General features: G+C 60.7%; 24 protein-coding genes. 16 read left to right on the plus strand and 8 right to left on the minus strand.

Going from position 1 to position 26,939, the window contains the following annotated elements:
• Nucleotides 1-78 precede the first annotated feature (78 nt).
• Together LCQ44_RS05915 and LCQ44_RS05920 are read right to left on the minus strand one after the other, a co-directional pair.
• Complete coding sequence (locus LCQ44_RS05915; protein ID WP_117746254.1) at nt 79-588, minus strand: hypothetical protein; 510 nt, start codon at nt 586-588, stop codon at nt 79-81.
• The gene (locus tag LCQ44_RS05920) at nt 585-881 is read right to left on the minus strand and encodes a hypothetical protein (protein WP_195503477.1); all 297 of its coding nucleotides are present in this window, start codon (nt 879-881) and stop codon (nt 585-587) included. The genes LCQ44_RS05915 and LCQ44_RS05920 overlap by 4 nt, the downstream gene beginning before the upstream one ends.
• Before the next feature lie 345 nt (nt 882-1,226).
• Here LCQ44_RS05920 and LCQ44_RS05925 point away from each other — a divergent pair, with 345 nt between their 5' ends.
• From LCQ44_RS05925 to LCQ44_RS05935, 3 genes are read left to right on the plus strand one after another with little or no spacing between them, the layout of a single operon-like run.
• Entirely contained in the window at nt 1,227-2,828 is a 1,602-nt protein-coding gene (locus LCQ44_RS05925) for an FAD-binding oxidoreductase (protein ID WP_225093335.1), read from the plus strand.
• Between the two features lie 2 nt (nt 2,829-2,830).
• The gene (locus tag LCQ44_RS05930) at nt 2,831-3,646 is read left to right on the plus strand and encodes an electron transfer flavoprotein subunit beta/FixA family protein (protein ID WP_117769804.1); all 816 of its coding nucleotides are present in this window, start codon (nt 2,831-2,833) and stop codon (nt 3,644-3,646) included.
• Nucleotides 3,647-4,852 (plus strand): electron transfer flavoprotein subunit alpha, encoded by a 1,206-nt coding sequence (locus LCQ44_RS05935; RefSeq protein WP_225093336.1) that lies wholly within the window; start codon nt 3,647-3,649, stop codon nt 4,850-4,852.
• Here LCQ44_RS05935 and LCQ44_RS05940 read toward each other — a convergent pair.
• Nucleotides 4,849-5,661, minus strand: a complete 813-nt coding sequence (locus tag LCQ44_RS05940; protein ID WP_225093337.1) for an HD domain-containing protein — start codon at nt 5,659-5,661, stop codon at nt 4,849-4,851. The genes LCQ44_RS05935 and LCQ44_RS05940 overlap by 4 nt on opposite strands.
• 137 nt (nt 5,662-5,798) lie before the next feature.
• Between LCQ44_RS05940 and LCQ44_RS05945 the strand changes: the two genes are divergently transcribed.
• The 4 genes from LCQ44_RS05945 (at nt 5,799) to LCQ44_RS05960 (ending at nt 9,298) form a co-directional block, all read left to right on the plus strand.
• Entirely contained in the window at nt 5,799-6,491 is a 693-nt protein-coding gene (locus LCQ44_RS05945; protein ID WP_225093338.1) for an AzlC family ABC transporter permease, read from the plus strand.
• Complete coding sequence (locus LCQ44_RS05950; protein WP_225093339.1) at nt 6,481-6,804, plus strand: AzlD domain-containing protein; 324 nt, start codon at nt 6,481-6,483, stop codon at nt 6,802-6,804. Before LCQ44_RS05945 ends, LCQ44_RS05950 begins: the two co-directional genes overlap by 11 nt.
• Before the next feature lie 140 nt (nt 6,805-6,944).
• On the plus strand, nt 6,945-7,967 hold the full coding sequence (locus LCQ44_RS05955; protein WP_225093340.1) for a 2-keto-3-deoxygluconate permease: 1,023 nt from the start codon (nt 6,945-6,947) through the stop codon (nt 7,965-7,967).
• Nucleotides 7,968-8,155: 188 nt separating this feature from the next.
• Entirely contained in the window at nt 8,156-9,298 is a 1,143-nt protein-coding gene (locus tag LCQ44_RS05960; protein WP_225093341.1) for a GGDEF domain-containing protein, read from the plus strand.
• Between the two features lie 191 nt (nt 9,299-9,489).
• Here the strand turns inward: LCQ44_RS05960 and LCQ44_RS05965 are convergent, their stop codons facing one another.
• Both LCQ44_RS05965 and LCQ44_RS05970 read right to left on the minus strand, forming a co-directional pair.
• A complete protein-coding gene (locus LCQ44_RS05965) occupies nt 9,490-10,425 on the minus strand; it encodes a DMT family transporter (RefSeq protein WP_225093342.1) in 936 nt (311 codons plus the stop codon).
• 99 nt (nt 10,426-10,524) lie between these two features.
• Nucleotides 10,525-14,271, minus strand: a complete 3,747-nt coding sequence (locus LCQ44_RS05970; protein WP_225093343.1) for a phosphoribosylformylglycinamidine synthase — start codon at nt 14,269-14,271, stop codon at nt 10,525-10,527.
• Nucleotides 14,272-14,455: 184 nt separating this feature from the next.
• Here LCQ44_RS05970 and LCQ44_RS05975 point away from each other — a divergent pair, with 184 nt between their 5' ends.
• A complete protein-coding gene (locus tag LCQ44_RS05975; protein WP_225093344.1) occupies nt 14,456-16,018 on the plus strand; it encodes a cation:proton antiporter domain-containing protein in 1,563 nt (520 codons plus the stop codon).
• 345 nt (nt 16,019-16,363) lie between these two features.
• Here the strand turns inward: LCQ44_RS05975 and LCQ44_RS05980 are convergent, their stop codons facing one another.
• Nucleotides 16,364-17,113 carry an SDR family NAD(P)-dependent oxidoreductase gene (locus LCQ44_RS05980; RefSeq protein WP_195361634.1) on the minus strand — a complete coding sequence of 250 codons (750 nt, stop codon included), beginning with the start codon at nt 17,111-17,113 and terminating at the stop codon, nt 16,364-16,366.
• A 216-nt stretch (nt 17,114-17,329) separates the two neighbouring features.
• Nucleotides 17,330-18,673, minus strand: coding sequence for a homoserine dehydrogenase (locus LCQ44_RS05985; protein ID WP_225093345.1), 1,344 nt, complete (start codon nt 18,671-18,673; stop codon nt 17,330-17,332).
• A gap of 251 nt (nt 18,674-18,924) precedes the next feature.
• Here LCQ44_RS05985 and LCQ44_RS05990 point away from each other — a divergent pair, with 251 nt between their 5' ends.
• From LCQ44_RS05990 to LCQ44_RS06025, 8 genes are all read left to right on the plus strand, one after another.
• Nucleotides 18,925-19,176 (plus strand): hypothetical protein, encoded by a 252-nt coding sequence (locus LCQ44_RS05990; protein ID WP_225093346.1) that lies wholly within the window; start codon nt 18,925-18,927, stop codon nt 19,174-19,176.
• 215 nt (nt 19,177-19,391) lie between these two features.
• Nucleotides 19,392-20,579 (plus strand): ABC transporter substrate-binding protein, encoded by a 1,188-nt coding sequence (locus tag LCQ44_RS05995; RefSeq protein WP_006234442.1) that lies wholly within the window; start codon nt 19,392-19,394, stop codon nt 20,577-20,579.
• A 139-nt stretch (nt 20,580-20,718) separates the two neighbouring features.
• Nucleotides 20,719-21,600, plus strand: coding sequence for a branched-chain amino acid ABC transporter permease (locus LCQ44_RS06000; protein ID WP_040358647.1), 882 nt, complete (start codon nt 20,719-20,721; stop codon nt 21,598-21,600).
• Between the two features lie 9 nt (nt 21,601-21,609).
• On the plus strand, nt 21,610-22,689 hold the full coding sequence (locus tag LCQ44_RS06005; protein WP_006234440.1) for a branched-chain amino acid ABC transporter permease: 1,080 nt from the start codon (nt 21,610-21,612) through the stop codon (nt 22,687-22,689).
• Nucleotides 22,679-23,539, plus strand: coding sequence for an ABC transporter ATP-binding protein (locus LCQ44_RS06010; RefSeq protein ID WP_225093347.1), 861 nt, complete (start codon nt 22,679-22,681; stop codon nt 23,537-23,539). The genes LCQ44_RS06005 and LCQ44_RS06010 overlap by 11 nt, the downstream gene beginning before the upstream one ends.
• Nucleotides 23,540-24,253: an ABC transporter ATP-binding protein gene (locus LCQ44_RS06015; protein ID WP_006234438.1), complete on the plus strand. Its 714-nt coding sequence runs from the start codon at nt 23,540-23,542 to the stop codon at nt 24,251-24,253. It abuts the gene before it with no gap.
• Between the two features lie 174 nt (nt 24,254-24,427).
• Nucleotides 24,428-25,105, plus strand: coding sequence for a copper homeostasis protein CutC (locus LCQ44_RS06020; RefSeq protein WP_225093348.1), 678 nt, complete (start codon nt 24,428-24,430; stop codon nt 25,103-25,105).
• A gap of 3 nt (nt 25,106-25,108) precedes the next feature.
• On the plus strand, nt 25,109-25,906 hold the full coding sequence (locus tag LCQ44_RS06025) for a DUF4931 domain-containing protein (RefSeq protein ID WP_225093349.1): 798 nt from the start codon (nt 25,109-25,111) through the stop codon (nt 25,904-25,906).
• Nucleotides 25,907-25,936: 30 nt separating this feature from the next.
• Here the strand turns inward: LCQ44_RS06025 and LCQ44_RS06030 are convergent, their stop codons facing one another.
• Nucleotides 25,937-26,935: a bile acid:sodium symporter family protein gene (locus tag LCQ44_RS06030; protein WP_225093350.1), complete on the minus strand. Its 999-nt coding sequence runs from the start codon at nt 26,933-26,935 to the stop codon at nt 25,937-25,939.
• Between the last annotated feature and the right edge of the window lie 4 nt (nt 26,936-26,939).

Genomic DNA, 26,939 nt, shown 5'->3' on the forward strand with positions numbered 1-26,939 from the left:
CTATTCGCCGCGGGCCGTCCCCGCGATGATTGGACGAATGCTGGTGAATTGCGTGCGGTGCCGCGTCGGCCGGAAAAGCTAGTTCTCGGCTTGCTCAACCCGCACCTTGACACGTGTCGGATTGCCGTGGCTGTCGAGGGTCTTGGCATCGAGCGCCTGAATCTCGATGTACGCCTCGCCTTCTTTGATGTCGCCGGCGGGGCACGTTTCGATTGTCTTGCCGGTCTCGACCACACCGGATTCGTACATGGTCTCGTCGTTTTGGATGACGCGGAATCGCTGGGGAAATTTATTGTCTTGGACGTTTTGCACGTTGACGCGCAGCTTGCCGTCCTCCTGCAGCTGAGCGACCGGTGCGACCGAAATCGTCATCATGTTGTCGCGGACGATGGCGTCGAGCTCATCTTGGATTTCCTGACGCGTTTTGCCCTCGGCCGTCGTAACCGAAGCGCCCGCCTCGGGTACGGGCTGCGACTGCCAAGCGTATAGTCCTACGGCGACAAGGGCACAGACGATGGCCAAGCAGGCAACGATGAGCTTCTTGCGACGACCCAGGCCTGCAAAGTGGGGTGGCTTCTTCGCGCTCATGCGGCATCCTTGGCGGTATAGATGCGCGCAAAGGTGGACGGGTTCGCTCCAAAGAGCATGTGAAGCATCAGGCGGCGTGAGTAGACAAGCTCGTCGAAGTCGGGAGGGAGCTCGATGTCGTGGATATGCGCGATGTGGTGGGCGAGCGCCGAGAACGACTCGGGGTCGCAGATCACATCGGTGGTAACGTGGTAGACCGTCGTATCGGGGAATGCCTCTTCGTCGAAAGGCAGGAGATGGGGATCGTCGTCGACTTCGATGGCGATGCCGTACTGGGGCCAGTAATATGCCATGGGAACCTCCCTGCTTCTGGGCCAAAACTTCTATCGGTTTTGGCTGTCGATGCCGACGGTATCAGCCGCTACTTGACCAATTTCTGACCAAATGCTTGACGGATTGGCGTCTCCGCAGGTAAAAGGCGGCAAAAAATACTCCAACTTTTTTCGAGCGACAATCGCGCGGTCGGCGACGGCGGGGCCATATGTGTCAAAAGCATCGTCTGCCGAGGAAATCAAGCCGCTCGCCGAATTGCACGAACGTAAAAATCGCCAATTATGGAGACGGTCTCGAACACGTCGACGAAACGATGCGGTAACATCTCCCTGCAAACACTGTAGTTAGCTAAAGGGGGAGTTCGCGTGTCTGCAACCATCAAACCCTTCACCGACGAGTTCGAAGAGTATGGCCGCGATGAATCTCGCGCATCGGGCGAAGCATCGAGCATCTCGTTTCCGACGACGGAAAACGAGGTCCGTGCCATTTTGGAAAAGCTCCATGCCGAGCGTGTCCCGGTAACGGTTCAGGGCGCCCGAACCGGCCTTGCCGCCGGTGCCGTGCCCCACGGCGGGCATATCCTCAATACTTCCCGTATGAATCGCTACTTGGGCCTTCGCCGCGATGAACAAGGCCAATTTCTGCTGCGCGTGGAGCCGGGCGTTGTGCTCTCGGAGCTGCGCAAGCAGCTGAGCAAGAAGGTGCTGCCGACCGCTGGTTGGGACCAGGCATCGCTTGAGGCCTACGAGGAGTTCCAAGAGGCCCCCGAGCAGTTCTTTCCCACCGATCCCACCGAGACGTCTGCCTGTCTGGGCGGCATGGCGGCATGTAACGCCTCCGGTGCCCGCAGCTACGCCTACGGCCCCATGCGCCCACATATCACGGGACTCCACGTCGTGCTGGCTGATGGCGATTTGCTTGAGCTTCGGCGCGGCGAGGCTTTTGCCCAGGGCCGCCACCTGTCGCTCGTGACGGCAGCGGGCCGTACACTCGAGCTCGATCTTCCCGGCTATACCATGCCCAAGACAAAAAATGCTTCGGGCTATTTCGTTGCTGACGATATGGATGCCATCGATCTGTTTATCGGTGCGTGTGGCACAATCGGTGTCATCACCGAACTCGAGATTGCCCTGCAGGTGGCACCCGCGGTCGTTTGGGGCGTGAGCTGCTTCTTCGACAGCGAAGACAAGGCCGTGTCCTTCACCGATTCTGTGCGTCCCGTCCTGTCCCATGCGGCTGCCATCGAGTACTTCGATGCTGGCGCCCTGGATATCCTGCGTCGTCAGCGTGAGCAGTCGACGGCGTTTGCCTCGCTGCCTGCGCTCGACAAAGACGCCAAGGTCTGTGTCTACGTGGAGCTCGACTGCGACGACGAAGCCCAGGCGACTGAGGAGCTGTATCACTTGGGGTGGGTACTGGAGCTTGCGGGCGGCAGTGACGATGCGACATGGGTCGCGCGCACCGAGGTCGATCGCGAGTGTCAGCGATTCTTCCGCCATGCGGTGCCCGAGAGCGTCAACATGCTCATCGACGAGCGCCGCCGCATGGATCCCACCATCACCAAACTGGGTTCGGACATGTCGGTGCCCAACGCGCACTTGGCCGATGTTATCGCCCTCTATCGCCGCACGCTGGCGGAAAGTGGGCTTGAATCTGCCGCCTGGGGGCATATCGGTAACAACCATCTGCATGTGAACATTCTGCCGCGCGATGCACAGGATTATCGCCGCGGCGCAGAACTCTTTGCCCAGTGGGCTTCCGAGGTCACGGCCATGGGCGGTGCCGTCTCCGCAGAACACGGCGTCGGCAAGATCAAGGCGGGCTTCTTGGAGACGATGTACGGTCACGAGGCCATGGTCGAGTCGGCGCGGCTCAAGCTCCAGCTCGATCCTGCCGGGCAGCTGGGTCGCGGTAACCTGTTTTCGGAGAAGCTCTTGGATGAGCTCGTCCAGAAAGGGGGCGCGTGAAGATGAGCGATTTCCATATGGTGGTGTGCGTCAAGGCCGTGCCGGGCAGCACTGAGGTCAAGATGGACCCCAAGACCAATACCATCGTGCGCGATGGCAAGCAGGCGGTCATTAATCCCTTTGATGCGAGCGCTTTGGAATGCGCGCTGGCGCTGAAGGACGACTTTATCGGCTTTGGCATGGATGTGCGCGTGACGGTGGTGTCGATGGGCATCCCCGCGACCGAGTCGCTGCTGCGCGACTGCATCGCTCGAGGCGCCGACGATGCGCTGCTGCTGACCGATCGCGCCTTTGCAGGTGCCGATACCCTGGCAACCACCTATGCCCTCAAGTGCGGCATCGAGGCGCTCGACGAGGACTTCGACCTGCTCATCTGCGGCAAGATGGCGGTGGATGGCGATACGGCCCAGATTGGTCCCGAGCTTGCCGGTGCCTTTGATATTCCCTGCGTGACCGACGTGAGCTGCGTGCAGAGCGCGGGCTTTACGACCTGTGGCTCGCTGGCGCTCGTTCACGGATGCGATGCCGGCGAGGAGACGGTGTACCTTGAGATGCCGTGCGCGATGACGACTGCCAAGGAGATTGGCCAGTTGCGTATGCCGAGTATTGCCGGTATTCGCGCGGCGGAGGAGGCGGACGTGCGCGTGGTCAGTGCCGCCGACGTGAACGCCGACCCCGCGCGTTGCGGTCTTGCCGGGTCGCCGACACAGGTCGTGCGCTCGTTTGTGCCCGACCGTGACCAAACGTGCGAGGCCGTTGAGGGGACGGCGTCCGAGCAGGCGGCAAAGCTTGCCAAGATTATCGAGGGGATGGCATAGATGAGCGGACTGATTATCCATAGCGAAGCCTGTATCGGCTGCGGTCGCTGCGTTCGCGCCTGTGCCTCGGGCGGCATCGTAGTGGAAGGCGAGCGACCCAACCGATGCGCCCGCGTAACTGACGGCTGCATCCTATGCGGTGGGTGCGTCGACGCCTGCCCCGTCAATGCTATCTCGATCGAGCGTGACGAGGCCGCTGGTGCGGTGGACCTTGATGCATATCGAGACATTTGGGTCTTCGTGCAGACTGACGAGCACGATGCCGTGGCTCCCGTGGCCTACGAGCTCATGGGCAAGGGGCGCGAGCTTGCCGATGCTCGCGGCTGCCGTCTGGTGGCACTGGTCGGCATGAGCCCCGAGGGCTCGCTTGGGGACCTGGAGCATCTGGTTTGCGCGGGCGCCGACGAAGTCCTGGCCTGTCGCGACGAGCGCCTGCGCCAAAACGATGCGGAGGTCTACGCCCGCTTGATCTGCGATTTGGCAGCCGAACGCAAACCCGAGGCCATCCTATATGGTGCAACCGCTTTTGGTCGCGAACTGGCACCCGGCGTTGCCGTGCGTTCGCAGACGGGTCTTACGGCCGACTGCACCGTGCTTTCGATGGATGCGGAGTCGGGCCTACTGCAGCAGACGCGCCCGGCGTTTGGCGGCAACTTGATGGCCACCATTATCTGCCCCAATCATCGTCCCCAGATGGCAACGGTGCGTCCCGGCATCTTTGGAGCGCCCGAGTTTGATTACGGCCGCTCTGGCACGATTACCCAGGTATCGCTGGCGGATGATGTTAAGGCCCGCGTCAAGATCTCGATTCCAGCCGAGGAGTGGGGGCAGCAGGCATCAATTGCCGATGCCGAGCGCCTGGTCGTGGTGGGCCGCGGCATTGGCTCCAAGAAGAATCTGCCTCTGATGCGAAAGCTCGCCGATGCGCTGGGTGCCGAGCTTGGTTGCACGCGTCCCGTCGTGGAGGCGGGTTGGCTGGAGTACCGCCACCAGATTGGCCAGACCGGCGTGTCGGTTTCGCCTAAGCTCCTCGTGAGCATCGGCGTTTCGGGTGCTATCCAGCACCTAGCCGGCATCGGCGGCGCGGAGTGCATCATCGCCGTCAACGAGGACCCGGATGCTCCCATCTTTGGCGCTGCGCAGTACAAAGTTGTCGGCGACGCCGTCGAAGTCGTCGAGGAGCTCCTGGCCCAGCTCGAGCGCTAGGCGCGCGCCAGCCAGTCGCGCATCTCGTCCTTTAAGCGCTCCCAGGTCGCTTGCGTGGCGGGATCGGTAAAGGGCCGCACGATACCAAAGGGCGCGTCGAGCAGGCGGTAGATATCGCCCTGTTCGCGCGCCAGCGCGCGGCTTGCTGGATAGACGAGCTCAAACATAAAGCAGATAAGCCCCACCAAGAAGTCGGCGGGCTCATCGCGCTCATCGCGTGCGACGCAGCGGTGTTCGTCAAAGGCGGCAAGCGTCGGTACCGAGAAGTGGCTGGTAAGAAATGTATCCTCATCAACCTTGAGGATGGTGTCGACGGTGCTGTCGGCGATGGTGCGCATAATGTCGATCTTGTCGCCATCGCGCACGATATCGCAGAAGTTCCGCGTGCGGGTGTCGAGTTCCGTGGGTAGGCGAAAATCGCTGTGGTGGGCGATGCTTGCACGGATGAGCTCGTCTTCTGCCGGATCGTCGATAAAGTCGCGGATACTTGTTGTCGCGGGCGCGTCTGCAGGGTTTTTGCCAAAGAGAACCTCGACGCCCAACTCCGCATGGCTCATACTCTCGGCATCCTTAAACGTGTCCCAGCGTCGCAACTGTTCAAAGCGACCCATATCGTGTAGCAGGCCGCAAAGCCACGCTAGGTCAATGTCCTGCGGTGACCAGTCCTGTTCGCGCGCCACGGCATCGCATACCTCGGCAACGTGGTACGTATGCTCGATTTTGAGCGCGATACGCGGATTGGCGGCATCGTAAGCATCGGTATAGGTCTTGAAGGCCGCGACTGCCGTCGTTCGATCGATAGCTGTCATAATGACTTCCTAAAAAGCTGTGTCTTTCTGTGTCTTTCGATCCGGTGGCAATTGTAGGCGAACTTTATTGCCACCGGGCGATGATTCTGCCGCGTCGTTGAATGCGGCTCGGAAAGCTTGTCGGGACGAGGAACGCTATGGTGCTCAAAATCGTTAAAACCATCTGGCCGGTGATGCTTACCTATGTTGCGATAGCCGCGCCGTGCGGAATGATCATGGCGCAGACGGGAATGGAACCCTGGATGGTTTTTGCTCTGAGCAGCACGTTCGTGACGGGCAGCGGGCAGTTTATGATCTGCAATCTGTGGCTGGCAGGTGTGCCTGCGGCATCGATCGTCGCGAGCGTCGCCGCAATCTCCTCGCGCTTTGCACTTTACTCGGCATCGATCGCACCGCATCTGAGGGGTGCCTCGAAGCGTCAGACGCTGGCTGTTGCCGCGACACTTACCGAGGAGGCATATGGCATCTCGCTTGGCAAATTGGTTGAAGGGGAGGATTGGGGTCCGCTCGAGTCCTTTGTGCTCAACGTGATCCTCATCGCAACATGGGGCGTTTCGTGTACGACGGGCGCCATCGTCGGTGCCGTTGTCGATGTTCCCACCGCTATTGCGGGTTTTGTCTGCACATCGCTCTTTATCTGCCTGCTCTTTTCGCAGCGACTGTCGCGCGGCAATATCGTAGCTGCCGTTTTGGCTGCGGTGTCCGTCGCCATATGCAAGCTCTTGGGGTGGACGAATATCGCCGTGCCGGTAAGCGTGCTCGTCGGCGTTGTCGCGGCGCTTGCGTGCGATGCTCTCGCCGAAGGAAGGGGCGCTTGCGATGCCCGTTAATGAGTTTTTGGTCCTGTGGCTGTCGTCATGGGCGGCTATCGCATTTTTCCGCATTGCCCCGGCGTTTGCTTTGCGCGGGAGAACGCTGTCGCCCCGCGTTACCGAGGCCTTGGGTTATATCCCGCCCGCCGCCTTCGCGGCACTGGTTGCTAACGATTTGATAAGCCCTGGCGCTTTTGACGCCGGCTTGTGGCAGGGCTTGATTCCCTGGATTGCGGCTGCCGGCGTCGTGGCGGTGGCAATCAAGACAAAGTCGATGCTATGGTGCTGTGTTTCGGGCATCGTGCTCTATATCGTTTTGAGCCTCGTATAAGAGCAGGACGCGTTTTCATTCCGGCCAACGAATCCAATTTCCCACCGAGGCGGTCTGCTTCTTCTGGTACCATGGTCAAACTTTACTGTAGCAAAGCGTGACGTGGGCTTTTGTTCTGCGTCAGCGGAAAAGGGGGTTTCATGGCACAGGGAGCGACCGCCAACGAGCAAAAGAAATTCAAGGTACCGCGCACCCCGGGTGACATCATGATCTACCCGATGATCGTCGGCCTTTTGCTCAATACCTTTTGCCCACAGGTCTTTGAGATCGGCGGCTTCTTTACGGCAGCCTGCCGCGGCGGCTCCAACACCATCGTTGCCGCGATCTTGCTGTTTGTGGGCGCCGGCATCAGCTTTAAGTCCACACCGGGTGCCATCAAGACCGGCATCGTCGTGCTGATTCCTAAGCTTGTGGTGGCAGCCGCGCTGGGCCTGGGCGTTGCGTATTTCTTTAACGACAACCTTTTGGGCCTGAGCTCGGTCTCAATCATCGGCGGCATTACGTTTTGCAACATGGCGCTCTACACGGGTATCATGGGCGAGTTCGGCGACGAGTCCGAGCAGGGCGCTGTCGGTATCCTGTTCTTTACGGCCGGCCCCGCCGTCACGATGATCATCCTTGGTGTTTCGGGTCTCGCCAACATCCCCGTCGGCACCATCATCGGATCCATCCTGCCGCTTGTTATCGGCATGGTCCTGGGCAACTTGTTCCCGTTTATCAAGAACCTGTTGGTTCCCGGCGCCAATCCCGCGATCGCTGTAATTGGTTTTCAGCTCGGTGCGTCCATGAGCCTTTCGAGCTTCATCGCCGGTGGCATTTCGGGCATCCTGCTGGGCCTCATCACGCTCTTTATCGTCGGTCCCATTACCTTTGCCTTCGAGCGCCTGTGTGGCGGCAATGGTAAGGCGGCTGTGGCATGTTCCACCATTGCCGGCACGGCCATGACCACGCCGGTCGCCCTCGCCGAGGTCGCTCCGCGCTATGCCGAGCTTGCGCCCACCGCGTATGCGCAGATCGCCACTGCCGTCATCATCACGGCAATCATGGCCCCGATTCTGACCGGCTGGGTCGATAAGAAGTTCTGCCAGGGCAAGGAAGACCTGTCGCCTGCCGGTGTCGAGGCCATCGAAGAGGCTGTCGCGACCGACATCGATGGCGAGTAGCAATCGATACCCATCAATGATTCCGGCGTGCAACTCGCGCCGTTTGAGCGCCCGAACGAGAGCTGTCTTGCAGTGACGTTCGGGCGCTCTGCTATTATTCCCCTTACCCCTGCGGAGAAAGGGGCGTTTATTGCCCAGACACGAATCGGGCGATTCTGACCACTTGGATATTGAAGGGAGGGCGTCTAGTGGTTAAGGCACTCAAGATTGAGATATTCCTGCTATGCATGATTGTTCTTATCGGGCTTGCCGTACGAAGCCGTCGCTCCCTGTTCTCGAGCACCCAGCAGCTTTTGTTTAGCATGCTGGGCTACACGTCTGCTGCCTACATTTTCTTCGATATGATCTGGACGCTTTCGGATGGTGCGGACGGCACGTTGGGCATTGCAGCCAACTGGATTTCCAACGCGGTTTCGTTTTCGCTCTTCGCCATCGCGTGTCTCATTTGGTTTATCTATTCCGAGACGATGCAAGGCTCTCACCTTGTGACCTCGCGCTATAGGGTGGTGCTTGTAACGTTGCCTACGGCTCTGGTGGTCGTGCTGGCTTTTACCAGTTACTGGACGCACGCCCTGTTCTATATCGATTCGCAGGGCGTGTATCGTCGCGGCTTTGCCTATATGATCCAGCCCATTGTCAGCTACTGTTACGTTATACATACGTCCCTGCATGCGTTTGTGCAATCTCGCAGGGTCGAGAGCCTGCAGACGAAGGCTGTCTATCGAACCTTGGCATTTTTCGCCATTCCGGCCCTGGTGGGCGGTACCTTTCAGATCGTATACTCGGTGCCTGGCCTTTGTGTCGGCATAATGATTAGCATGTTGCTGCTCTATATCATCTGCCAGGAGCAGCTCATCTCGACCGACCCGTTGACTGGCCTCAACAATCGCAACCGTTTTGAGACCTATATGCTGTCGCTCTTCTCAAATGTGGATCAGGCCGAAGATGTGTATCTGCTCATGATGGACGCCGACGGCTTTAAGCAGATTAACGATCAGTATGGACATGTGGAGGGCGACCATGCTCTTCAGGTTGTTTCCGCAGTACTCAAGGACGTCTGTTCGCCGTCCGGCGGCTTTATTGCGCGCTATGGCGGTGATGAGTTCGTCGTACTGCAGAAGGGGGTGACGGAGCACGACATTATCCGCCTGTGTTCGGCGATCAATAACGAGCTCTCGCGCGCCGAGACACCCTACTCGCTTCGAATGTCTATCGGCTACGCGCGCTACGGCGATGGGATCAACACGTGGCAAGAGCTTCTGCGCGCTGCCGATGCGGAGCTCTATCGCATCAAGGATGCCAAAAAGAAATCCGGCATCAAGGTTCGCTAGAAAAAGGGGCGCACGACCGTTGCGATGGTCGTGCGCCCCTTTTTGCGTTTGTGGGGGCCACCGGCCATAATGCCCAGGCGCGGTGCGGCAAGACGGGCGTCTGCAGCCGCGACTCGGTACGAAATCAACGAGAACCAGTGTGCTCCATTAAGCTAAAGTTTGCGAACATCCTCTCTAAAAAGGTGAACTCGCTAGGCTTTTTTGGGTTTGTTGACGATGATGATGCCGCCGCAGACCAACAGCAGGGCAACAAGTACGGTAACAGGGCTCGTGCCAGCGCCCTCGCCGAGCAGCAGAGCGCTCAACAGTACGCCAAAGACTGGATTCATAAAGCCAAAGACCGACACACGGCTGACGGGGTTGACGGCAAGCAGACGCGACCATAGCGAGTACGCGACGGCGGAAATGAGTGCCATATAGATAATGAGTGCGATGGCGGGGATGATCGCGGTGGGGGAGAGCGCGCCGCCCATCAAAAACCCGATGGCGGTAAGGACCAAACCTCCGACTAAAAACTGCCAGCCGGCGAGCAAGACGCCGTCATGCTTGCGCGAGAAGATGCCGATCAGGCAGGTCGAAAGAGCACCCGCGACAGTGGAGGCTAGGATAAAGCCTTCGCCATCGAGCCTGAAGCCAAAGGTGCCATCTGCGCCCGAGAGGTTGACGAGCGCGACGCCGGTAAAGCCCAGCGCACAGCCAAGCACCTTGGCCGTATTGAGCTTCTCGGTGTGAAATGCCAGGGCGGCAAAGAGGATTGCGAGGAAGTTGGCGCTGGCCTCGATGATGGAGCTCGACATGGCGCTGGCGTGCGAGAGGCCCAGATAGAAAAAGAAGTACTGCCCGATAGTCTGGAAGAGCGACAAGACAAAGATGGGCTTGATGTCGCGAGCCTGCGGAATGAGGGGGCGGCGCTGGGCCGCACTCATCCCAACGATAACCAGGGCGCCGGCAAGCGTGAAGCGCAAGCCCGCAAAGAGCAGCTGCGAGGCGCTATCGTGCGCCGGGATACCAAAGAGTGCGTAGCCGATCTTGATGCAGGGAAAGGCCGATCCCCAGAGCGCGCAACAAACAAGACAGCCCAGGATGAGTCCGGGCAGGGTGGCGAAATACGGCTTGCGGCTTTCCATGATGTCCTTCCTGCATGCGCGAAGCAAAAAAGAACCCGCCACCGGATGTGTCGGTGGCGGGTGTTGTTACCCGAGGGGATTGTACCCGATGGGAAAGGTTTAAGCGAAGTAGGCCACGCCGCTCTCAAAGATCGGCATGAACTTATCGCCGGGGACATGCTCGGGCACGTTGCGGTACAGGTTGTCGCCGCGGCGCTCGGCATGACCCATCTTGCCCAGGACGCGGCCGTCGGGGCTCGTGATGCCCTCGATGGCGAGTGCGGAGCCGTTGGGGTTGACGGAGAGATCCATGCTGGGCTTGCCGTCCTCGCCCACGTACTGCGTGGCGACCTGGCCGTTGGCGATCAGCTGGGCGAGCACTTCGTCATTGGCGACAAAGCGGCCCTCGCCGTGGCTGATGGCGACGGTGTAGGGGTCGTCCAGGCTGCACTGCGACAGCCACGGGGACAGGTTGGACGAGATGCGGGTGCGCACCAGGCGGCTCTGATGGCGACCGATGGTGTTGAACGTCAACGTGGGCGCATCGGGCGTGGCATCGACGATGTCGCCGTAGGGCACCAGGCCGAGCTTGATCAGGGCCTGGAAGCCGTTGCAGATGCCCAGCATCAGGCCATCGCGGGCCTTGAGCAGGTCGCGGACTGCCTCGGTGACCTCGGGAGCGCGGAAGAACGCCGTGATGAACTTGGCGGAGCCATCGGGCTCGTCGCCGCCCGAGAAGCCGCCGGGGATCATGACGATCTGGCTCTGGCGAATACGGCGGGCGAGCTCGTGGGTGCTCTCGGCGACGGCCTCGGGCGTGAGGTTGTTGATCACGAAGGTGTCGGCCTCGGCACCGGCGGCACGGAAGGCGCGGGCGCTGTCGTACTCGCAGTTGTTACCGGGGAACACGGGGATGATCACGCGCGGGCGGGCGATCTTGGCGCCGCCGTACACGTGGATATCCTTGGCGCGGAAGTCGATGGTCTCGACCTCGGGGGTCTCGCCGGCGCTGCGGTAGGCGAAGACGCCCTCGATGCCGCTCTCCCAGGCCTCCTGGAGCTTGGCGAGCTCGATGACCTCGGAGCCGGTGTCGATGACATAGCCCTCGACGGTGGTACCCAGGGGCTCGACGACAACGCCGTCGGCGACCTCGGGCAGCTCGGCGTCCTCGGCGAGCTCGACGATAAAGCTGCCGTAGAGCGGGGTGAAGAGGCTCTCTACGTCTACATCCTCGGCAAGCTCGATACCGATCTGGTTACCGACGCACATCTTAAAGAGGCTCTCGGCGCCGCAGCCGTAGCCGGGCGTGGAGATGGCCAGGGCGTTGCCGGTAGCAGTGAGCGCCTCGACGGCGTCAAACGCCGCGAGCAGCTGCTGAGCGTCGGGGCGGTAGTCCTCGCCATAGGTGGCGGGGGCGATGCGGACGACGCGGTGCGTGAGGCCCTTGAACTCGGGCGAGACGGCGCGGGCGGCCTTGCCCACGGCGACAGCGAAGCTGATCAGGGTCGGCGGAACGTTGAGCTCGCCGGTCTCGTCCTCAAACGAGCCGCTCATGGAATCCTTGCCACCGATGGCGCCGGCACCCAGGTCGACTTGGGCCATGAGGGCGCCCAAGACGGCTGCCGTGGGCTTGCCCCAGCGCTCGGCCTCGGTGCGCAGACGCTCGAAGTACTCCTGGAAGGAGAGATAGGCGCGCTTGTGCTCAAAGCCGGCGGCAACGAGCTTGGCAATGGACTCGACCACGGACAGGTAGGCGCCCGCAAACTGGTCGGCCTCCATCAGATAGGGGTTGAAGCCCCATGCCATGGCACTCGCCGTGGTGGTCTCGCCGTCCACGGGGAACTTGGCGACCATGGCCGAGCTGGGGGTGAGCTGCGTCTTGCCGCCAAAGGGCATGAGCACGGTCGCGGCGCCGATGGTGGAGTCGAAGCGCTCGGAAAGACCCTTGTTGGAAGCGACGTTGAGGTCGGTGACAAGCGAGGTCATGCGCTCGGCAAGCGTGGTGCCGGCCCAGCTGGGCTGCCACACGCTGCGGGCGCATACGTGGGCGATCTGGTGCTTGGGCGCGCCGTTGGAGTTGAGGAACTCGCGGGATAGGTCGACGATGGCGACACCGTTCCAGGCCATGCGCATGCGCGGCTCGGCGGTAACCTCGGCGATAACGGTTGCCTCCAGGTTCTCCTCGGCGGCGTAGCCCATGAACTCCTCGACGTCACCGTCGGCGACGGCGCAAGCCATGCGCTCCTGGGACTCGGAAATGGCGAGCTCGGTGCCATCCAGGCCGTCGTACTTCTTGGTCACGGTGTCAAGGTCGACATACAGGCCGTCGGCAAGCTCACCCACGGCGACCGAGACGCCGCCGGCGCCAAAGTCGTTGCAGCGCTTGATCAGACGGCAGGCGTCGCCGCGGCGGAACAGACGCTGCAGCTTGCGCTCGACCGGGGCGTTGCCCTTCTGGACCTCGGCACCCGAGGTCTCGATGGACTCGGTGTTCTGGGTCTTTGAGGAGCCGGTAGCGCCACCGATGCCGTCACGGCCGGTGCGGCCGCCCAGCAGGATGATCTTGTCGGTGGGGGCGGGGCACTCGCGACGAACGTGGTTTGCCGGGGTGGCGCCCACGACGGCGCCAACTTCCATGCGCTTGGCCACGTAACCGGGGTGATAGAGTTCATTAACCTGACCGGTGGCAAGGCCGATCTGGTTGCCGTAGCTGGAGTAGCCGGCGGCAGCGGTGGTCACGAGCTTGCGCTGCGGCAGCTTGCCCTCGAGCGTCTCGGAAACCGGGACGGTGGGGTCGCCGGCACCGGTGACGCGCATAGCCTGATACACATAGCTGCGGCCCGAGAGCGGGTCACGGATAGCGCCGCCCACGCAGGTGGCGGCACCGCCGAAGGGCTCGATCTCGGTCGGGTGGTTGTGGGTCTCGTTCTTAAAGAGGAACAGCCAGTCCTGGTCCTCGCCATCGACATCGACCTTCACCTTGACGGTGCAGGCGTTGATCTCCTCGGACTCATCGACATCGGTCATTACGCCGGTCTTCTTGAGGTACTTGGCGCCGATGGTGCCCATGTCCATGAGGCAGACGGGCTTGGCGTCGCGACCGAGTTCGTGGCGCATCTCCATGTAGCGGTCGAAGGCTTGCTGCACCACGGCGTCGTCGATCGTCACGTCGTCCAGGACGGTGCCGAAGGTGGTGTGGCGGCAGTGGTCGGACCAATAGGTGTCGATCACGCGGATCTCGGTGATGGTGGGGTCGCGGTTCTCATCGCGGAAGTACTGCTGGCAGAAGGCGATGTCCGCCTCGTCCATGGCAAGGCCGCGCTCGGAAATAAAGGCGGCAAGGCCGGCCTCGTCGAGCTCGCGGAAACCGTCGAGCACCTCGACGGGCTGGGGCTCGGGGGTCTCCATGTACAGCGTCTCGGGCAGGTCGAGCGAGGCGATGCGCGCCTCGACGGGGTTCACCACGTAGTGCTTGATGGCATCGATGGCGGCCTCGTCCAGAGCGCCCGAGATCATATAGACCTTGGCGGAGCGCACGGCGGGGCGCTCGCCCTGGCTGATGAGCTGCACGCACTCGCTGGCGGAGTCGGCGCGCTGGTCAAACTGACCAGGCAGGAATTCGACGGCAAAGACGGCGCCATCGCTTGCGGGGAGCTCGTCGTAGGTCACATCGACCTGGGGCTCGCTAAAGACGGTCGGCACGCAGGAGCGGAAAAGCTCCTCGTCGATGCCCTCGACGTCGTAGCGGTTGATGATCCTCAGGGCCTCGATGCCCTTGATGCCGAGAATTTCGGTCAGCTCGCCCTTGAGCTGCTGAGCCTCGACGTCGAACCCGGGTTTCTTCTCCACGTAGATACGAGAGACCATTGGTTCCTGCCTTCCTGATCGGTTGGGCGTACGGTACGGTATGCGGCAGCGGTCGGTTTGCGGGGTCTGCCCTGCGGTCGCCTTGAGCCACATGTTTGTAAACCTCACCATGATACGACAGCTCGCGGCGCGTTGAGGACGGCGAGGGTGCTACAGTGAAGCGCAAACAAGAGAAAGGCATCACATGGCATTCGTTTCGCTCGCCATCATCGCACTCGTGGCCTTTGCGAGTCCTTTTATCGCCTCGGCGATTCCCGGAAAACCCGTTCCCGAGACGGTCTTTTTGCTCGTGCTCGGCGCGGTGCTGGGACCCCATATGCTCGGCGTCATCCATGTAGATGCCGAGGTCTCGCTTGTGTCCGAGCTGGGCCTGGCCTTCTTGTTCCTGCTTGCCGGCTTTGAGATCGACCCCAAGAGCATCACGGGCGTCGAGGGGCGCTACGGCTTGGCGACGTGGGTCGTCACGTTTGGTATCGCCTGGCTTGCCGTGCGCTTTACCCCGTGGTTCTCGGTCAGTCATTTCGACGGTATCGCCGTGACGCTTGCCCTCACTTCGACGGCGCTCGGCACGCTCGTGCCCATCATGCGTGAGCGCTCGCTCACCGGCACGCGCGTGGGCGACTCGATTCTCGCGTATGGCACCTGGGGTGAGCTCGGCCCTGTGCTTGCCATGTCGGTGCTGCTGTCTGCCCGCACCGGCATCCAAACGCTTGTAATCCTTGGCTTGTTTGCGGTGGTCTGCGTGTTGCTGGCCGTGGTCCCGAGCCGCTCCAAGCGCGTCGGCAGTCGCTTCTTTGCGTTTGTCGAGGAACGCGCCGATACCACGTCGCAGACCTTCGTGCGCCTGACGGTGCTCATCCTGGTCGCGCTCGTGGCGTTCTCGGCTGTCTTTGATCTCGACATCGTGTTGGGTTCTTTTGCCGCCGGCTTTGTCTTGCGCTATATCATCCCCGAGGGCAACCATACGCTCGAGACCAAGCTCGATGGCCTGGCCTACGGCTTTTTGATTCCGGTATTCTTTACCGTATCGGGCGCAAAGATCGATCTGACGGCCGTGGCGTCGCGCCCGGGTCTGCTCGTGGGCTTTATCGTGGCGTTGTTGATTATTCGTGCCGTGCCCATTCTTATTTCTATGAGCATTTGTCCTGCGACGCGCGATGTGTCGGCGTATGGTCGCATTACCGTGGCCCTGTACTGCACCACGGCCCTGCCGATCATCGTTGCCGTGACAAGCGTTGCCGTCAACGCGGGCGCGCTGTCGCAAGATATTGCGTCGGTCATGGTTGCTGCCGGTGCCATCACGGTGTTCTTGATGCCGTTGCTCGCGCAGCTCTTCTACCGCGTGGTCGACGCCGCGCCGGTCGCCGCCGTGGCAGAAGTTGCCGAGCATCCATCCGATGCGCTCGACATCCTGCGCGCCCATCACGATTTGGCGAGCCTGCTCGCACGTGAGCACGAGCTGCTGACTTCGCATGGCCATGGTCGCGTATTCGAGGGCTTGCCTACGCTCGATACGATTGCCGAGCGTCTTTCCGCCGAGGCGGCGAGCGGCCACATCGATGCCCGCATCGTGGACGCGGCGCATCTTCTTGCCGATAAGACCTATGGTGATGAGGTCGACCCGTCCGAGCTGACCCCGCGCGAGCGTCGCCGCCTGGAGCGCGCCAAGCTCGCCGTGCGCGAATACCGCCGCCGCATGTTGGAGCTCTATGCAAGAGAAGAAGCCGAGGACGACGACGGCAAGTAGTCGATACTCTCTCGGGGAAGCCGCGTCCCGCTTTGAAGGCTCGGAACGGGATGTGGTTTCCGAAACGGGGGCCGTTGGGAAACTGTGTCCCGGAATGGGCGCTCAGAGTGGGATGCAGTTTCCGCGAGAGACCCGTTGCGGAAACGGTATCCCAGAATCGGCGTTCAAGACGGGGCGCTCTTTCCGAAACATGGCCCTGAGGGAAGCTGCGTCCCGGTCTGAGTCGGGACTGCGGGACACAGCTTCCCTTTCAAACAGAAGAAGGCGCGCTGCCTGCAGTTGATGCAGACGGCGCGCCTTCTTTGTTGGACTATGTTGAGGCTGGGAGCTGAGGCTTGTGGTCCCTTAAGAGCGGGCGGCTCCGTCGACGGGGAGCACGGCGCCCGTGACGTAGGAGGACATGTCGCTCGCCAGGAAAACAAAGGCGTTGGCGACATCCTCGGGCTCGCCCATGCGACCCAGCGGAATGGTGGCGATGATGGGCTTAATAACCTCTTCGGGCAGGTTAGCGACCATATCGGTTTTGGTTACGCCGGGTGCAACGGCATTGACGCGAATGCCCACGGGGGCGAGCTCGCGCGAGAGCGACTGGACCATACCGTTGACGGCAAACTTGGACGTGGGGTAACCGACGCCGGAGGGCTGGCCGTACTTGGCGACCATCGAGCTTGTGGTAGTGATGGTGCCGCCGTGGCCGGCCTCGGTCATGATCTTGGCGGCAGCCTGGTGGCCATTAAAGACGGCGACGACGTTAAGGTCCATGACCTTTGCGAACTCCTCGGCCGTGTAGTCCAAGAGGGGTGAACGCTGGGAGATACCGGCATTGTTGACGACCGTGTCCAAGCCGCCCATGTCGGATGCAGCCTGGGTAAAGGCCTCGGTCACGGCTTCGAGTGAGGTGAGGTCGCAGGAGCGGCCCCAGACCTTGGCGTCGGGATAGGCGGCTGTCAGCTTCTCAACGGCCGCATCGGCGGTCTCTTGACGCGAGCCAAAGACAGTGACGGAGGCGCCCTCCTCGATAAAACGGCAGGCGATGGCATAGCCGATACCGCGCGTGCCTCCGGTGATGATTGCTTTCTTGCCCTCGAGCAACATGGTATTTCCTCTCATCGCGGGCGGACATTCGCAGCACAGCGTAGCCGTAACCGGAATCGGCCGTGTTTGCATATCGGTGAACGGTAGCCCGCGTTACCGATGAGCGGCTCGCGCAAATGTGCCCTGTCGTTGTGCTTAGGGCAGGAGACAAAAAGGCTCCCATCCCACATCGGACGGGAGCCCTTCGAGCAAATGCGTTGTGGGGTGTAAACCGAACTAGTTCGCCATGACGCCTTCGGTCCAAGCCTCAACGTCCTCGATGCGCAGGACGTTGGCGACCTCGGCCACGCAGTCGACGCTGGCAAGCTCGGCAGCGGCAGCCTGGACGTCCTTCTCGAGCGCGCGGTGCGTCAGGAAGATGACCGAACAGGCATCGCTGACGCCCGACTTGCCGTCTTCGACCTGGTTGATGAGCGAGATCGAGATGTTGTGCTTGGCAAAGATGTTGACCGTCTCGGACAGGGCACCCACGCGGTCGGCGACCTTCAGGCGCACATAGTACTTGGTCTGGAGCTCGTCCATGGGCTTAAAGGCGAGGTTGTGGCCATAGGGCTCAATCTCGGGCAGCGGAGCCACGCCGCGGCTGATCTGCTCGGAGAGCGACAGGATATCGCCCACGACGGCGCTCGCGGTGGGGAAGGAGCCTGCGCCGGCACCGTAGAACATGGTCTCGCCTACGGCGTCGCCTACCACGTAGACAGCGTTCATGGCGCCGTTGACCTTGGCAAGCATATGGTCGGCGGGAATCAGCGTGGGATGCACACGGACGTCGACACCGGTGTCGGTGTTGCGGGCGATACCGAGCAGCTTAATGGTGTAGCCGAGCTCGCGGGCTTGGGCGATGTCCTCGGCACCGATGGTACGGATACCCTGCTGGTACACATCGTCGGTGGTAACGCGGGTGCCAAAGCCGATGGAGGCGAGGATGGCCGTCTTGCTGGCGGCATCGAAGCCGTCGACGTCGGCGGACGGGTCGGCCTCGGCATAGCCCTTGGCCTGTGCGTCGGCAAGCACGTCGGCGTAATCGGCGCCCTCGGCGTCCATGCGCGACAGGATATAGTTGGTGGTACCGTTGAGAATGCCGGCGATGGTCAGGATCTTGTTGCCCACCAGGTCGTGCTCGAGCGTGCTCACGATGGGGATGCCGCCGCCGCAGCTGGCCTCGCACTTAATCTGCACGCCGCACGCGCGCGCCTTCTCGGCGAGCGTCTCGACATGACGGCCCAGCAGGGCCTTGTTGGCAGAGACGACATGCTTGCCGTTCTCGAAGGCAGTGGTGAAGATCTCGGTTGCGGGATGCTCACCGCCGATCAGCTCGACGACGATGTCGACGGCGGGGTCGCTGACGACATCGTGCCAGTCACTCGTAAAGGCCTCGCGCTCAATGCCTGCCGCCTCGGCCTGCTCCCAAGCAAGCGCGCAGGCGCGGGTCAGCTTAAGGTCGATGCCGTAGGCTGCCAGGTACTCATCGTGGTGGCTGTTGATCAGACGGGCCACGCCGCCGCCGACGGTTCCCAGACCGATCAGACCGACGTTCACGGTGCGCAGGGGTTCGCTCATAGATAGCTCCTTCGTGCATCTTATGGATGGATTAACCGCTTAAAGGTTGAGTGCATTCTAGCGTGAACCGAGGGCGCGTGCTCGCCAGGCAACAGGAGTCGCACAAAACGGCACCCCCGAAACGCTGCGGAAACATTGGAAACATGCTCGCTACAAACGGAACTCCGTAACAAACTGTCAACGTTTGCGCCATAAGGTTTGCCCCGTACCGCAAGACGGCCGCGCTGCGGCCAGCGAAAAAGGGGGACACCATGTTTAGCATCAACAACGTACTTAACCGCAGGAGTTTCCTTGTTGGAGCCACGCTTATTTTTGCCCCGATCTATTACACCCCAGCGTCCGTTTTGCTCAAGAACGCCAAGGACATGAGCTACGACATGACACTAATGGGTGTCGACGGCATGGACAGCCTATGTGATCCAGGACGGCAAGTACATCGCCGCCTAAGTGCGCATAAAGCGCGACCGGTGAGGCCGTTTTATTCAGGGCAGGGACGCCTGTAACAGAACGGAAACATTACTTTCACACAATAAAGTGGCATTACTGCATAAAGTAATAGAAATACGCAGAATTATGGATAAATGAACAAATCCAAAGAAAAGTTGAAATAATCGCCACTTTCCTTAACTAAAGCGTCTAGTATTTTGCGAACGCCGAACACGGCGAAGGATGGCCTGTCGGGTAGCCGAAACCCGACGAGATTTGAGAGGAGAGCCGCATGTCGAGCCTCACCGGTAAGTCATTGAACCCTGTTATGAATCGCAGGAGCGTTATCGCGAGCGCAGCAGGTCTGGGGGCGATGTCCATTCTAGCTGGCTGCTCCTCCAACGGCGGCGACAGCGGTTCCGCTTCGAGCGACGCTTCGTTTAAGATCGGTACCATCGGCCCGCTGACCGGCGCCAACGCGTCCTACGGCAAGTCCGTTACCCAGGGTGTCGAGCTTGGCTGCAAGGATTTCTCGACCAAGGAGCTGCCGCTTGCCAGCAAGGCCGAGGATGACCAGGCCGACGGCGAGAAGGCCGTCAACGCCTTCAACACCCTGCTCGACTGGGGCATGCAGGCCCTCGTCGGCCCGACCACCACGGGTGCGTCGGTTGCCGTTGCCGCCGAGTGCGGTAACGACCCCAAGACGTTCATGATCACCCCGTCCGCGTCCTCCGAGGACGTCACCGACGGCAAGGATTGCGTCTTCCAGGTTTGCTTCACCGACCCCAACCAGGGTGTCAACGCTGCCAAGTTCCTGGCGCAGAAGTATGCGGACGAGAAGTTCGTGCTGTTCTATAACTCCGGCGACGCCTATTCTTCGGGCATCGCAGATTCCTTTAAGGCCCAGGCCGCTGAGTCCAAGCTCGAGATTGTTGACGAGGAGACCTTTAAGGACGACTCCGCCACGAGCTTTACCAACCAGCTGACCAAGGCCAAGCAGGCCGGCGCCACCATGATCTTTGCGCCGATCTACTACACGCCGGCGTCCGTCCTGCTCAAGAACGCCAAGGACATGGGCTACGACGTCAAGATGATGGGCTGCGACGGCATGGACGGCATCCTGGGCGTTGAGGGCTTCGATACCTCTCTTGCTGAGGGTCTGCTGCTCATGACCCCGTTCTCCGCCGACGACGAGAAGAACGCCGACTTCGTTAACGCTTACAAGGATAAGTACGGCGATACCCCCGACCAGTTTGCCGCCGACGCCTACGACGGCGTGCACGCGGTGGCCGAGGCCGTCAAGGAGGCCGGTCTTGGTGTCGACGCCGATCCGACCGAGGTCGCCGAGAAGCTGTCCAAGGCTATGCTCAAGATTACCGTTGACGGTCTGACCGGCAAGCTCACCTGGAACGATAAGGGCCAGGTCCAGAAGGAGCCCACGGCGTACGTCATCACCGACGGCAAGTACGTACAGGCCTAATTGGCCGCCTTACATAGAGCGGTTTTGATCCCAAGCAGGGGAGGTTTTGGCCTTCCCTGCTTGCTTGGTATCTAGGGACAGTGTAACGTCCCTGTTTCATACATTAACTGGAAACCTATTCGAAAGGGGGATGTGGAACATGACGGTCTTTATCCAATACCTGGTCAACGGCCTGTCCATGGGCAGCGTCTACGCCATCATCGCGTTGGGCTACACCATGGTCTACGGTATCGCCAAGATGCTCAACTTCGCTCACGGCGATGTCATCATGGTCGGTGCCTATGTCTCGTTCTGCGCCACGTCGTATCTCGGCCTCCCGGGCTGGGCATCTGTAGTTCTCTCTTGTGTGGTCTGCACGGTTCTCGGTGTTCTCATTGAGGGTCTGGCCTATAAGCCGCTGCGCCAAGCAGGCCCGCTGGCCGTTCTGATCACGGCCATCGGCGTGTCTTACTTCCTGCAGAACGCCGCGCAGCTTCTGTGGGGCGCCACGCCCAAGAACTTCACTTCGCTCGTCACCTTCCCGGTGCCGGAGTTCTTGGCCAAGTTTAACGTAAGCGCCGTCTCGCTCGTCACCATCGTCGCCTGCCTGGTTATCATGGCCGGCCTGATGTTCTTTACAGGTAAGACCAAGATGGGCAAGGCCATGCGCGCCGTGTCCGAGGATAAGGCCGCCGCTCAGCTCATGGGCATCAACGTCAACCGCACCATCTCGATGACGTTCGCCATCGGCTCCGCCCTCGCTGCCATCGCCGGCGTGCTCCTGTGCTCCTACTCGCCGGTCCTGCAGCCCACCACGGGCGCCATGCCTGGCATCAAGGCCTTCGACGCTGCCGTTTTCGGCGGCATCGGCTCCATCCCCGGCGCCTTTGTCGGCGGCATTCTCATCGGCATCATCGAGGCGATGGCGCAGGCTTACATTTCCACGAGCCTTGCCAACTCCATCGTCTTTGGTGTTTTGATCATCGTCCTGCTCGTCAAGCCTGCCGGCCTCTTGGGCAAGTACGTCCCCGAGAAGGTGTAGGTGAGCGTTATGAAGTTTCTTAAAGACAAGCAGACACGTCACGACTTTGTCACGTACGCCATGTGCGTTGTGGCGTTCGCCATCGTGTTCTTTATGCAGTCCAACCACATGATCCCGCGCATGATCGCCGGTCAGCTGGTTCCCATCACAGCCTATATCGTCATGGCCATCTCCCTTAACCTCGTCGTCGGCATCGCGGGCGACTTGTCGCTGGGCCACGCGGGCTTTATGAGCGTCGGTGCCTATACGGGCATCGTCACTGCCGTCGCGCTGGAGAGCACCGTTCCGTCTGATCCGATGCGTCTGATCATCAGCATTGTGGTCGGCGCTATCGCCGCTGCCATCTTGGGCTTCTTGATCGGTATCCCGGTCCTGCGCCTGAGCGGCGACTATCTGGCCATCGTGACCCTGGCTTTTGGCGAGATTATCAAAGAGGTCGTCACCTGCCTCATTGTGGGCGTCGATTCCCGCGGCCTGCATGTGATCTTTAACATCACGGGTAACTCCACGATCGACGACCTGCACCTGCTCGAGGACGGCACCGCCATCATCAAGGGCGCGCAGGGTGCATCGGGCGTGTCGACCTATTCGACCTTCCTTGCCGGCGCAATCCTGGTTATGGTCGCGCTCGTGATTGTGCTCAACCTGGTTCGCAGCCGTACCGGTCGTGCCATTATTGCCGTGCGCGACAACAAGATCGCTGCCGAGTCTGTGGGCATCTCCGTCACCCAGTACCGCATGATCGCCTTCGTGGTTTCCGCTGCCCTCGCCGGTGCTGCCGGAGCTCTGTTCGGCGGTAACTTCTCGCAGCTTTCCGCCACTAAGTTCGACTTCAATACGTCCATTCTCATTCTGGTGTTCGTGGTCCTGGGCGGCCTGGGCAACATGCGCGGCTCCGTTATCGCCGCGGCGCTGCTCACGGTGCTCCCCGAGCTGCTCCGTCAGTTCTCGGACTACCGCATGCTCATCTACGCCATCGTGTTGATTCTGGTCATGGTCTTTACCAACAACCCACAGCTCAAGGCGTTCTTCGCACGCATTAAGGATCGCTTTGCTTCCAAGAAGGAGGTGGCAGCCGATGCCCAGTAAATTTGAGTTCAACAAGGGCAAGATGGTCCCGTATCCTTCTGGCGCCATCGTTCCCGACCGCGACCTGGGTCAGCGCCCGGCACTCGAGTGCATCCACCTGGGCATTGAGTTCGGTGGCCTTAAGGCAGTCGACGACTTTAGCCTGACTATCGGCAAGACCGAGATCGCCGGTCTGATCGGCCCCAACGGTGCCGGTAAGACCACGGTCTTCAACCTGCTCACCAAGGTGTATCAGCCCACGCACGGCACCATCCTGCTCGACGGTGAGGACACCTCGGGCAAGTCGGTCTATCAGGTCAACCGCATGGGTATTGCCCGTACATTCCAGAACATTCGCCTGTTCAACACCATGACGGTGGAGGACAACGTCAAGGTCGGTCTGCACAATCAGGAGCGCTACTCCGGTTTTGAGGGCGTGCTGCGCCTGCCGACGTACTGGAAGCACGAGAAGGCTGCTCACGAACGCGCCATGGAGCTGCTGTCCATCTTTGATATGGAGCATCTGGCAAACGAGCAGGCCGGATCGCTGCCTTACGGCGCTCAGCGTCGTCTGGAGATCGTCCGCGCGCTTGCCACCAACCCCAAACTGCTGCTGCTCGACGAGCCTGCCGCAGGCATGAACCCGTCCGAGACCGCCGAGCTCATGGAGAACATCGTTAAGATTCGCGACACCTTTGGTATCGCCATCATGCTTATTGAGCACGACATGTCGCTCGTCATGAATATTTGCGAGGGTATCTGCGTGCTTAACTTTGGCAAGGTCATCGCCAAGGGCACGGCCGAGGAAATCCAGAACAACGATGCCGTTATCGAGGCGTATCTGGGCAAGCAGAATAAGGGGGAGAACTAAATGGCAGAGCCGATGCTTTCCGTCTACAACATCAACGTCTGGTACGGCGCCATCCACGCCATCAAGGACATCTCCTTTAACGTCAACGAGGGCGAGATCGTGGCCCTGATCGGTGCGAACGGTGCCGGCAAGTCCACAACGCTCAAGACCGTTTCGGGCCTGCTTCGCTCCAAGACCGGTTCCATCAAGTTTATGGGCGAGGACATTACCCATACGCCCGCTGATAAGCTGGTTGGTAAGGGCCTGGCTCAGGTTCCCGAGGGTCGTCGCGCCTTTTTGCAGATGACGGTTGAGGAGAACCTGGAGATGGGCGCCTATACGCAGCCCAAGTCCACGGTGGCTCCGGGCCTGGAGCGCGTCTACGAGCAGTTCCCGCGCCTGAAGGAACGTCGTCGCCAGGTCGCCGGCACCCTTTCAGGCGGCGAGCAGCAGATGCTCGTTATGGGGCGCGCCCTTATGAGTAACCCCAAACTGCTTATGCTCGACGAACCTTCCATGGGTCTGGCACCGATTCTGATCGAACAGATCTTCCAGATTGTCGAGGACCTGCACAAGGCCGGCACCACGGTGCTTCTGGTCGAGCAAAACGCGCAGATGGCGCTTTCCATCGCCACACGCGGTTACGTGCTCGAGACCGGCAAGATCACCATGACCGGCACCGGCCAAGAGCTCCTGCACGACGACAACGTCCGCAAGGCCTACCTCGGAGGCTAACCCACCTAACAAAAGGGGCGCTGACTATCTCAGTCAGCGCCCCTTTTTAGTTGCGGTGAAATAGGGACTGAATACGGGCTCCAGAGGCCAAATGAGTCCCTATTCCACCGCAACTTCATGGGGATGTGTGACAATGCCCGTCGGAAAACATCTGCTGTCTTTGGGGGTCTATCTATGCTGTACGAGTTTTGTGCCGAGAACTTTGAGCGGGTGCCGGCGGCTATCGATGCCGGTGCAAGGCGTATTGAACTGTGCGACAACCTTGCCGTCGGTGGCACTACACCCTCGGCCGGTGTTATCAGCGCTACAGTCAGCTATGCTCACGAGCATGACGCGCGAGTGATGTGCATGATTCGCCCGCGTGGCGGTGACTTTCATTACAACCAAGACGAGCTGCGCATGATGGAGATGGACCTGGGCCTTGCCGTAAGCGCCGGCGTTGACGGCTTGGTCTTTGGCAGCTGCAAGCCCTGCGCTGGCGGATGGGCGCTCGACGAGCTTACGTTGGGCGCTCTCGTGATGGCCGCGGGCTGCGCGACCGAGGAATGCAAGCGTGAGCCCATCGACATCACCTTCCACATGGCGTTTGATCAGCTCTCGCCCGAGGCTCAGCTCGACGCGATTGACACACTTGCCGACTGCGGCATCACACGCATCCTGACGCATGGTGGCGCTGCCGGTACGCCGATCGAGGACAACTTCGAAAACCTGGCCCGCTTGATCGAGTATGCGGGCGACCGCCTGACCATCCTTCCCGGCGGCGGCATTTCCACGGCCAACCGCGATACCGTGGCGGCGGCATTGGGCGTCTCCGAGCTCCATGGCACCAAGATCGTGCCGCTGGAGGCGTAACCCGTGGCGCTGGTATTTGACGTTCAGCAGGCGAGCGGCAAGCCCGACGACAACCGGCGCCCTGGCACCGCGTGCCCCTTTTGCGATACCGAGGGACTCGCCAATATCATCCGGCGCGACGGCGACTGCATCTGGCTCGAGAATAAGTTCAAAACCCTGCGCGCCACCCGTCAAACCGTGCTGATCGAGTCAGCCGATCACGATGCCGACCTGGCGACCTATGAGCCAGATGAACTCCACCATGTGATGAGGTTTGCCCTGGATTGCTGGCAGCAGATGATCGATTCACAGCAGTATCGAAGCGTGCTCATGTACAAGAACAAGGGTCCTCTCTCGGGCGGTAGTCTCGTTCATCCGCACATGCAGATTGTGGGTTTGGAGCAGGAAGACGGCTATGCTTCGTTGACTTCCGCCAATTTCGAAGGCATCAATGTCTGGCAACAGGGGAGAATCGCGGCCAACATCTCAACCGAACCGATCATGGGGTTCTTTGAGGTCAACGTTTCAGCCCCGCAGGGAATTGCCGCCAGCGATGACACAAGAGACCAAGCCGAGGCAGATCTCTTCGCCGATGCGATCCAGGTGGCTCTGCGCTATATCCTGAACGAGCACCACGGTGGTCGCGCAGAGTCGTACAACTTGTTCTTCTATCACCTGGGCGGTCGGACCATTGCCAAGGCGCTGCCGCGTTGGGTGGTTTCGCCCTACTTTGTCGGTTATCGTTTGGCCCAGGTCAATGCCGAGACAACGCTCGATATCGATGCTGAGCGCTTGCGTGCGCATCTGGAAACGCTCGTATAGCAAGATTAACACCCGTGTAATGCGGACAGTCTAGCGCGCCATGGCGTCGCGGCCGGCCTCGACACGCTTGCGCTGGGCGGCGCGCTCCTCGTCGGTCAGACGCTCAAAGAGATGCCCGATAAACGAGGCGAGTATCTGCTGAAACAGCGTTCCGCACATGACGGGAAACACGACTTCGCCTGGAAAGTACTGTGTGGCGATGACGGCGCCCGAAGAGATGTTACGCATGCCGCAGGTAAAGCACATGGTAGTCGTCTCGCTATATGGCAGATGCAGCGCACGGGCGACCAGAAAACCAACGACAAAGCCGCTGATGGCGAAGGTCAAAATAAAGAGGGCGACTTCCAGACGCATCGCGTTCATGTGCAGGACGTACTCGCTCATGGCGGTGGAGTTGGAGGCGATAATGCCCATCATCATGAACTTGCAGGCGGGCGAGAGCGCGGGGGAGAGCTTCTCGTGTCCCCATCCACGTGTGAGCTCGTTGATCACGATGCCGAGCACGGCGGGGATGGCGATCATAAAGGCCATGTCCTGCATCATGCTCAGCACATCGATCGAGACGGTGGCACCCAGCAAGAGCTTCAGCGTGAGCGGAATCGTCACAGGCGAGATAACCGAGGACGTCAGGATGATGGTGAGCGCGAGCGGGCCGTTGCCGCCGAACATGCTAATCCACATAAAGGCAGTGACCGCCACGGGTACGCTGTACTCGAGCACGATGCCGCAGACAAGGTTGGGATTGGAGCCAAAGAACAGCGATCCCATGGCATAGGCTGCTATGGGAATAAGCACCGCCGAGACGAGCAGCGCCAAAATCAGGTGCAGGGGACGGCGGAACACCTCAGCGACCTGGTGGAAGGTGTTGCTGAGCGCACCTTGGAACGTCATAAAGGCGAAGAGGGCGGGAACGATGGGCTTGAGTACGCCGATCTGCTGGGGAAAGAGCACGCCGAGCGTTACGCAAATCGGAACGATGACCTGCATGTGCCCCGCGAGGAACTTTCCCAGTCCAACCCATTGCTTCATATGC

This window comes from Collinsella aerofaciens (genome assembly GCF_020181355.1).
Taxonomy (GTDB): Bacteria; Actinomycetota; Coriobacteriia; order Coriobacteriales; family Coriobacteriaceae; genus Collinsella.

Excerpts from the sequence above, each read along its gene's own strand:
- LCQ44_RS06010 (WP_225093347.1), top strand. The coding sequence starts at position 22,679 with ATGCCCAGTAAATTTGAGTTCAACAAGGGCAAGATGGTCCCGTATCCT.
- LCQ44_RS05950 (WP_225093339.1), top strand. The coding sequence starts at position 6,481 with ATGCCCGTTAATGAGTTTTTGGTCCTGTGGCTGTCGTCATGGGCGGCT.
- LCQ44_RS06000 (WP_040358647.1), top strand. The coding sequence starts at position 20,719 with ATGACGGTCTTTATCCAATACCTGGTCAACGGCCTGTCCATGGGCAGC.
- LCQ44_RS05915 (WP_117746254.1), bottom strand. The coding sequence starts at position 588 with ATGAGCGCGAAGAAGCCACCCCACTTTGCAGGCCTGGGTCGTCGCAAG.
- LCQ44_RS05920 (WP_195503477.1), bottom strand. The coding sequence starts at position 881 with ATGGCATATTACTGGCCCCAGTACGGCATCGCCATCGAAGTCGACGAC.
- LCQ44_RS05990 (WP_225093346.1), top strand. The coding sequence starts at position 18,925 with ATGTTTAGCATCAACAACGTACTTAACCGCAGGAGTTTCCTTGTTGGA.
- LCQ44_RS05935 (WP_225093336.1), top strand. The coding sequence starts at position 3,647 with ATGAGCGGACTGATTATCCATAGCGAAGCCTGTATCGGCTGCGGTCGC.
- LCQ44_RS06020 (WP_225093348.1), top strand. The coding sequence starts at position 24,428 with ATGCTGTACGAGTTTTGTGCCGAGAACTTTGAGCGGGTGCCGGCGGCT.
- LCQ44_RS05970 (WP_225093343.1), bottom strand. The coding sequence starts at position 14,271 with ATGGTCTCTCGTATCTACGTGGAGAAGAAACCCGGGTTCGACGTCGAG.
- LCQ44_RS06030 (WP_225093350.1), bottom strand. The coding sequence starts at position 26,935 with ATGAAGCAATGGGTTGGACTGGGAAAGTTCCTCGCGGGGCACATGCAG.
- LCQ44_RS05955 (WP_225093340.1), top strand. The coding sequence starts at position 6,945 with ATGGCACAGGGAGCGACCGCCAACGAGCAAAAGAAATTCAAGGTACCG.
- LCQ44_RS05945 (WP_225093338.1), top strand. The coding sequence starts at position 5,799 with ATGGTGCTCAAAATCGTTAAAACCATCTGGCCGGTGATGCTTACCTAT.
- LCQ44_RS05985 (WP_225093345.1), bottom strand. The coding sequence starts at position 18,673 with ATGAGCGAACCCCTGCGCACCGTGAACGTCGGTCTGATCGGTCTGGGA.
- LCQ44_RS05965 (WP_225093342.1), bottom strand. The coding sequence starts at position 10,425 with ATGGAAAGCCGCAAGCCGTATTTCGCCACCCTGCCCGGACTCATCCTG.
- LCQ44_RS05980 (WP_195361634.1), bottom strand. The coding sequence starts at position 17,113 with ATGTTGCTCGAGGGCAAGAAAGCAATCATCACCGGAGGCACGCGCGGT.
- LCQ44_RS05975 (WP_225093344.1), top strand. The coding sequence starts at position 14,456 with ATGGCATTCGTTTCGCTCGCCATCATCGCACTCGTGGCCTTTGCGAGT.
- LCQ44_RS06005 (WP_006234440.1), top strand. The coding sequence starts at position 21,610 with ATGAAGTTTCTTAAAGACAAGCAGACACGTCACGACTTTGTCACGTAC.
- LCQ44_RS05930 (WP_117769804.1), top strand. The coding sequence starts at position 2,831 with ATGAGCGATTTCCATATGGTGGTGTGCGTCAAGGCCGTGCCGGGCAGC.
- LCQ44_RS06015 (WP_006234438.1), top strand. The coding sequence starts at position 23,540 with ATGGCAGAGCCGATGCTTTCCGTCTACAACATCAACGTCTGGTACGGC.
- LCQ44_RS05995 (WP_006234442.1), top strand. The coding sequence starts at position 19,392 with ATGTCGAGCCTCACCGGTAAGTCATTGAACCCTGTTATGAATCGCAGG.
- LCQ44_RS05940 (WP_225093337.1), bottom strand. The coding sequence starts at position 5,661 with ATGACAGCTATCGATCGAACGACGGCAGTCGCGGCCTTCAAGACCTAT.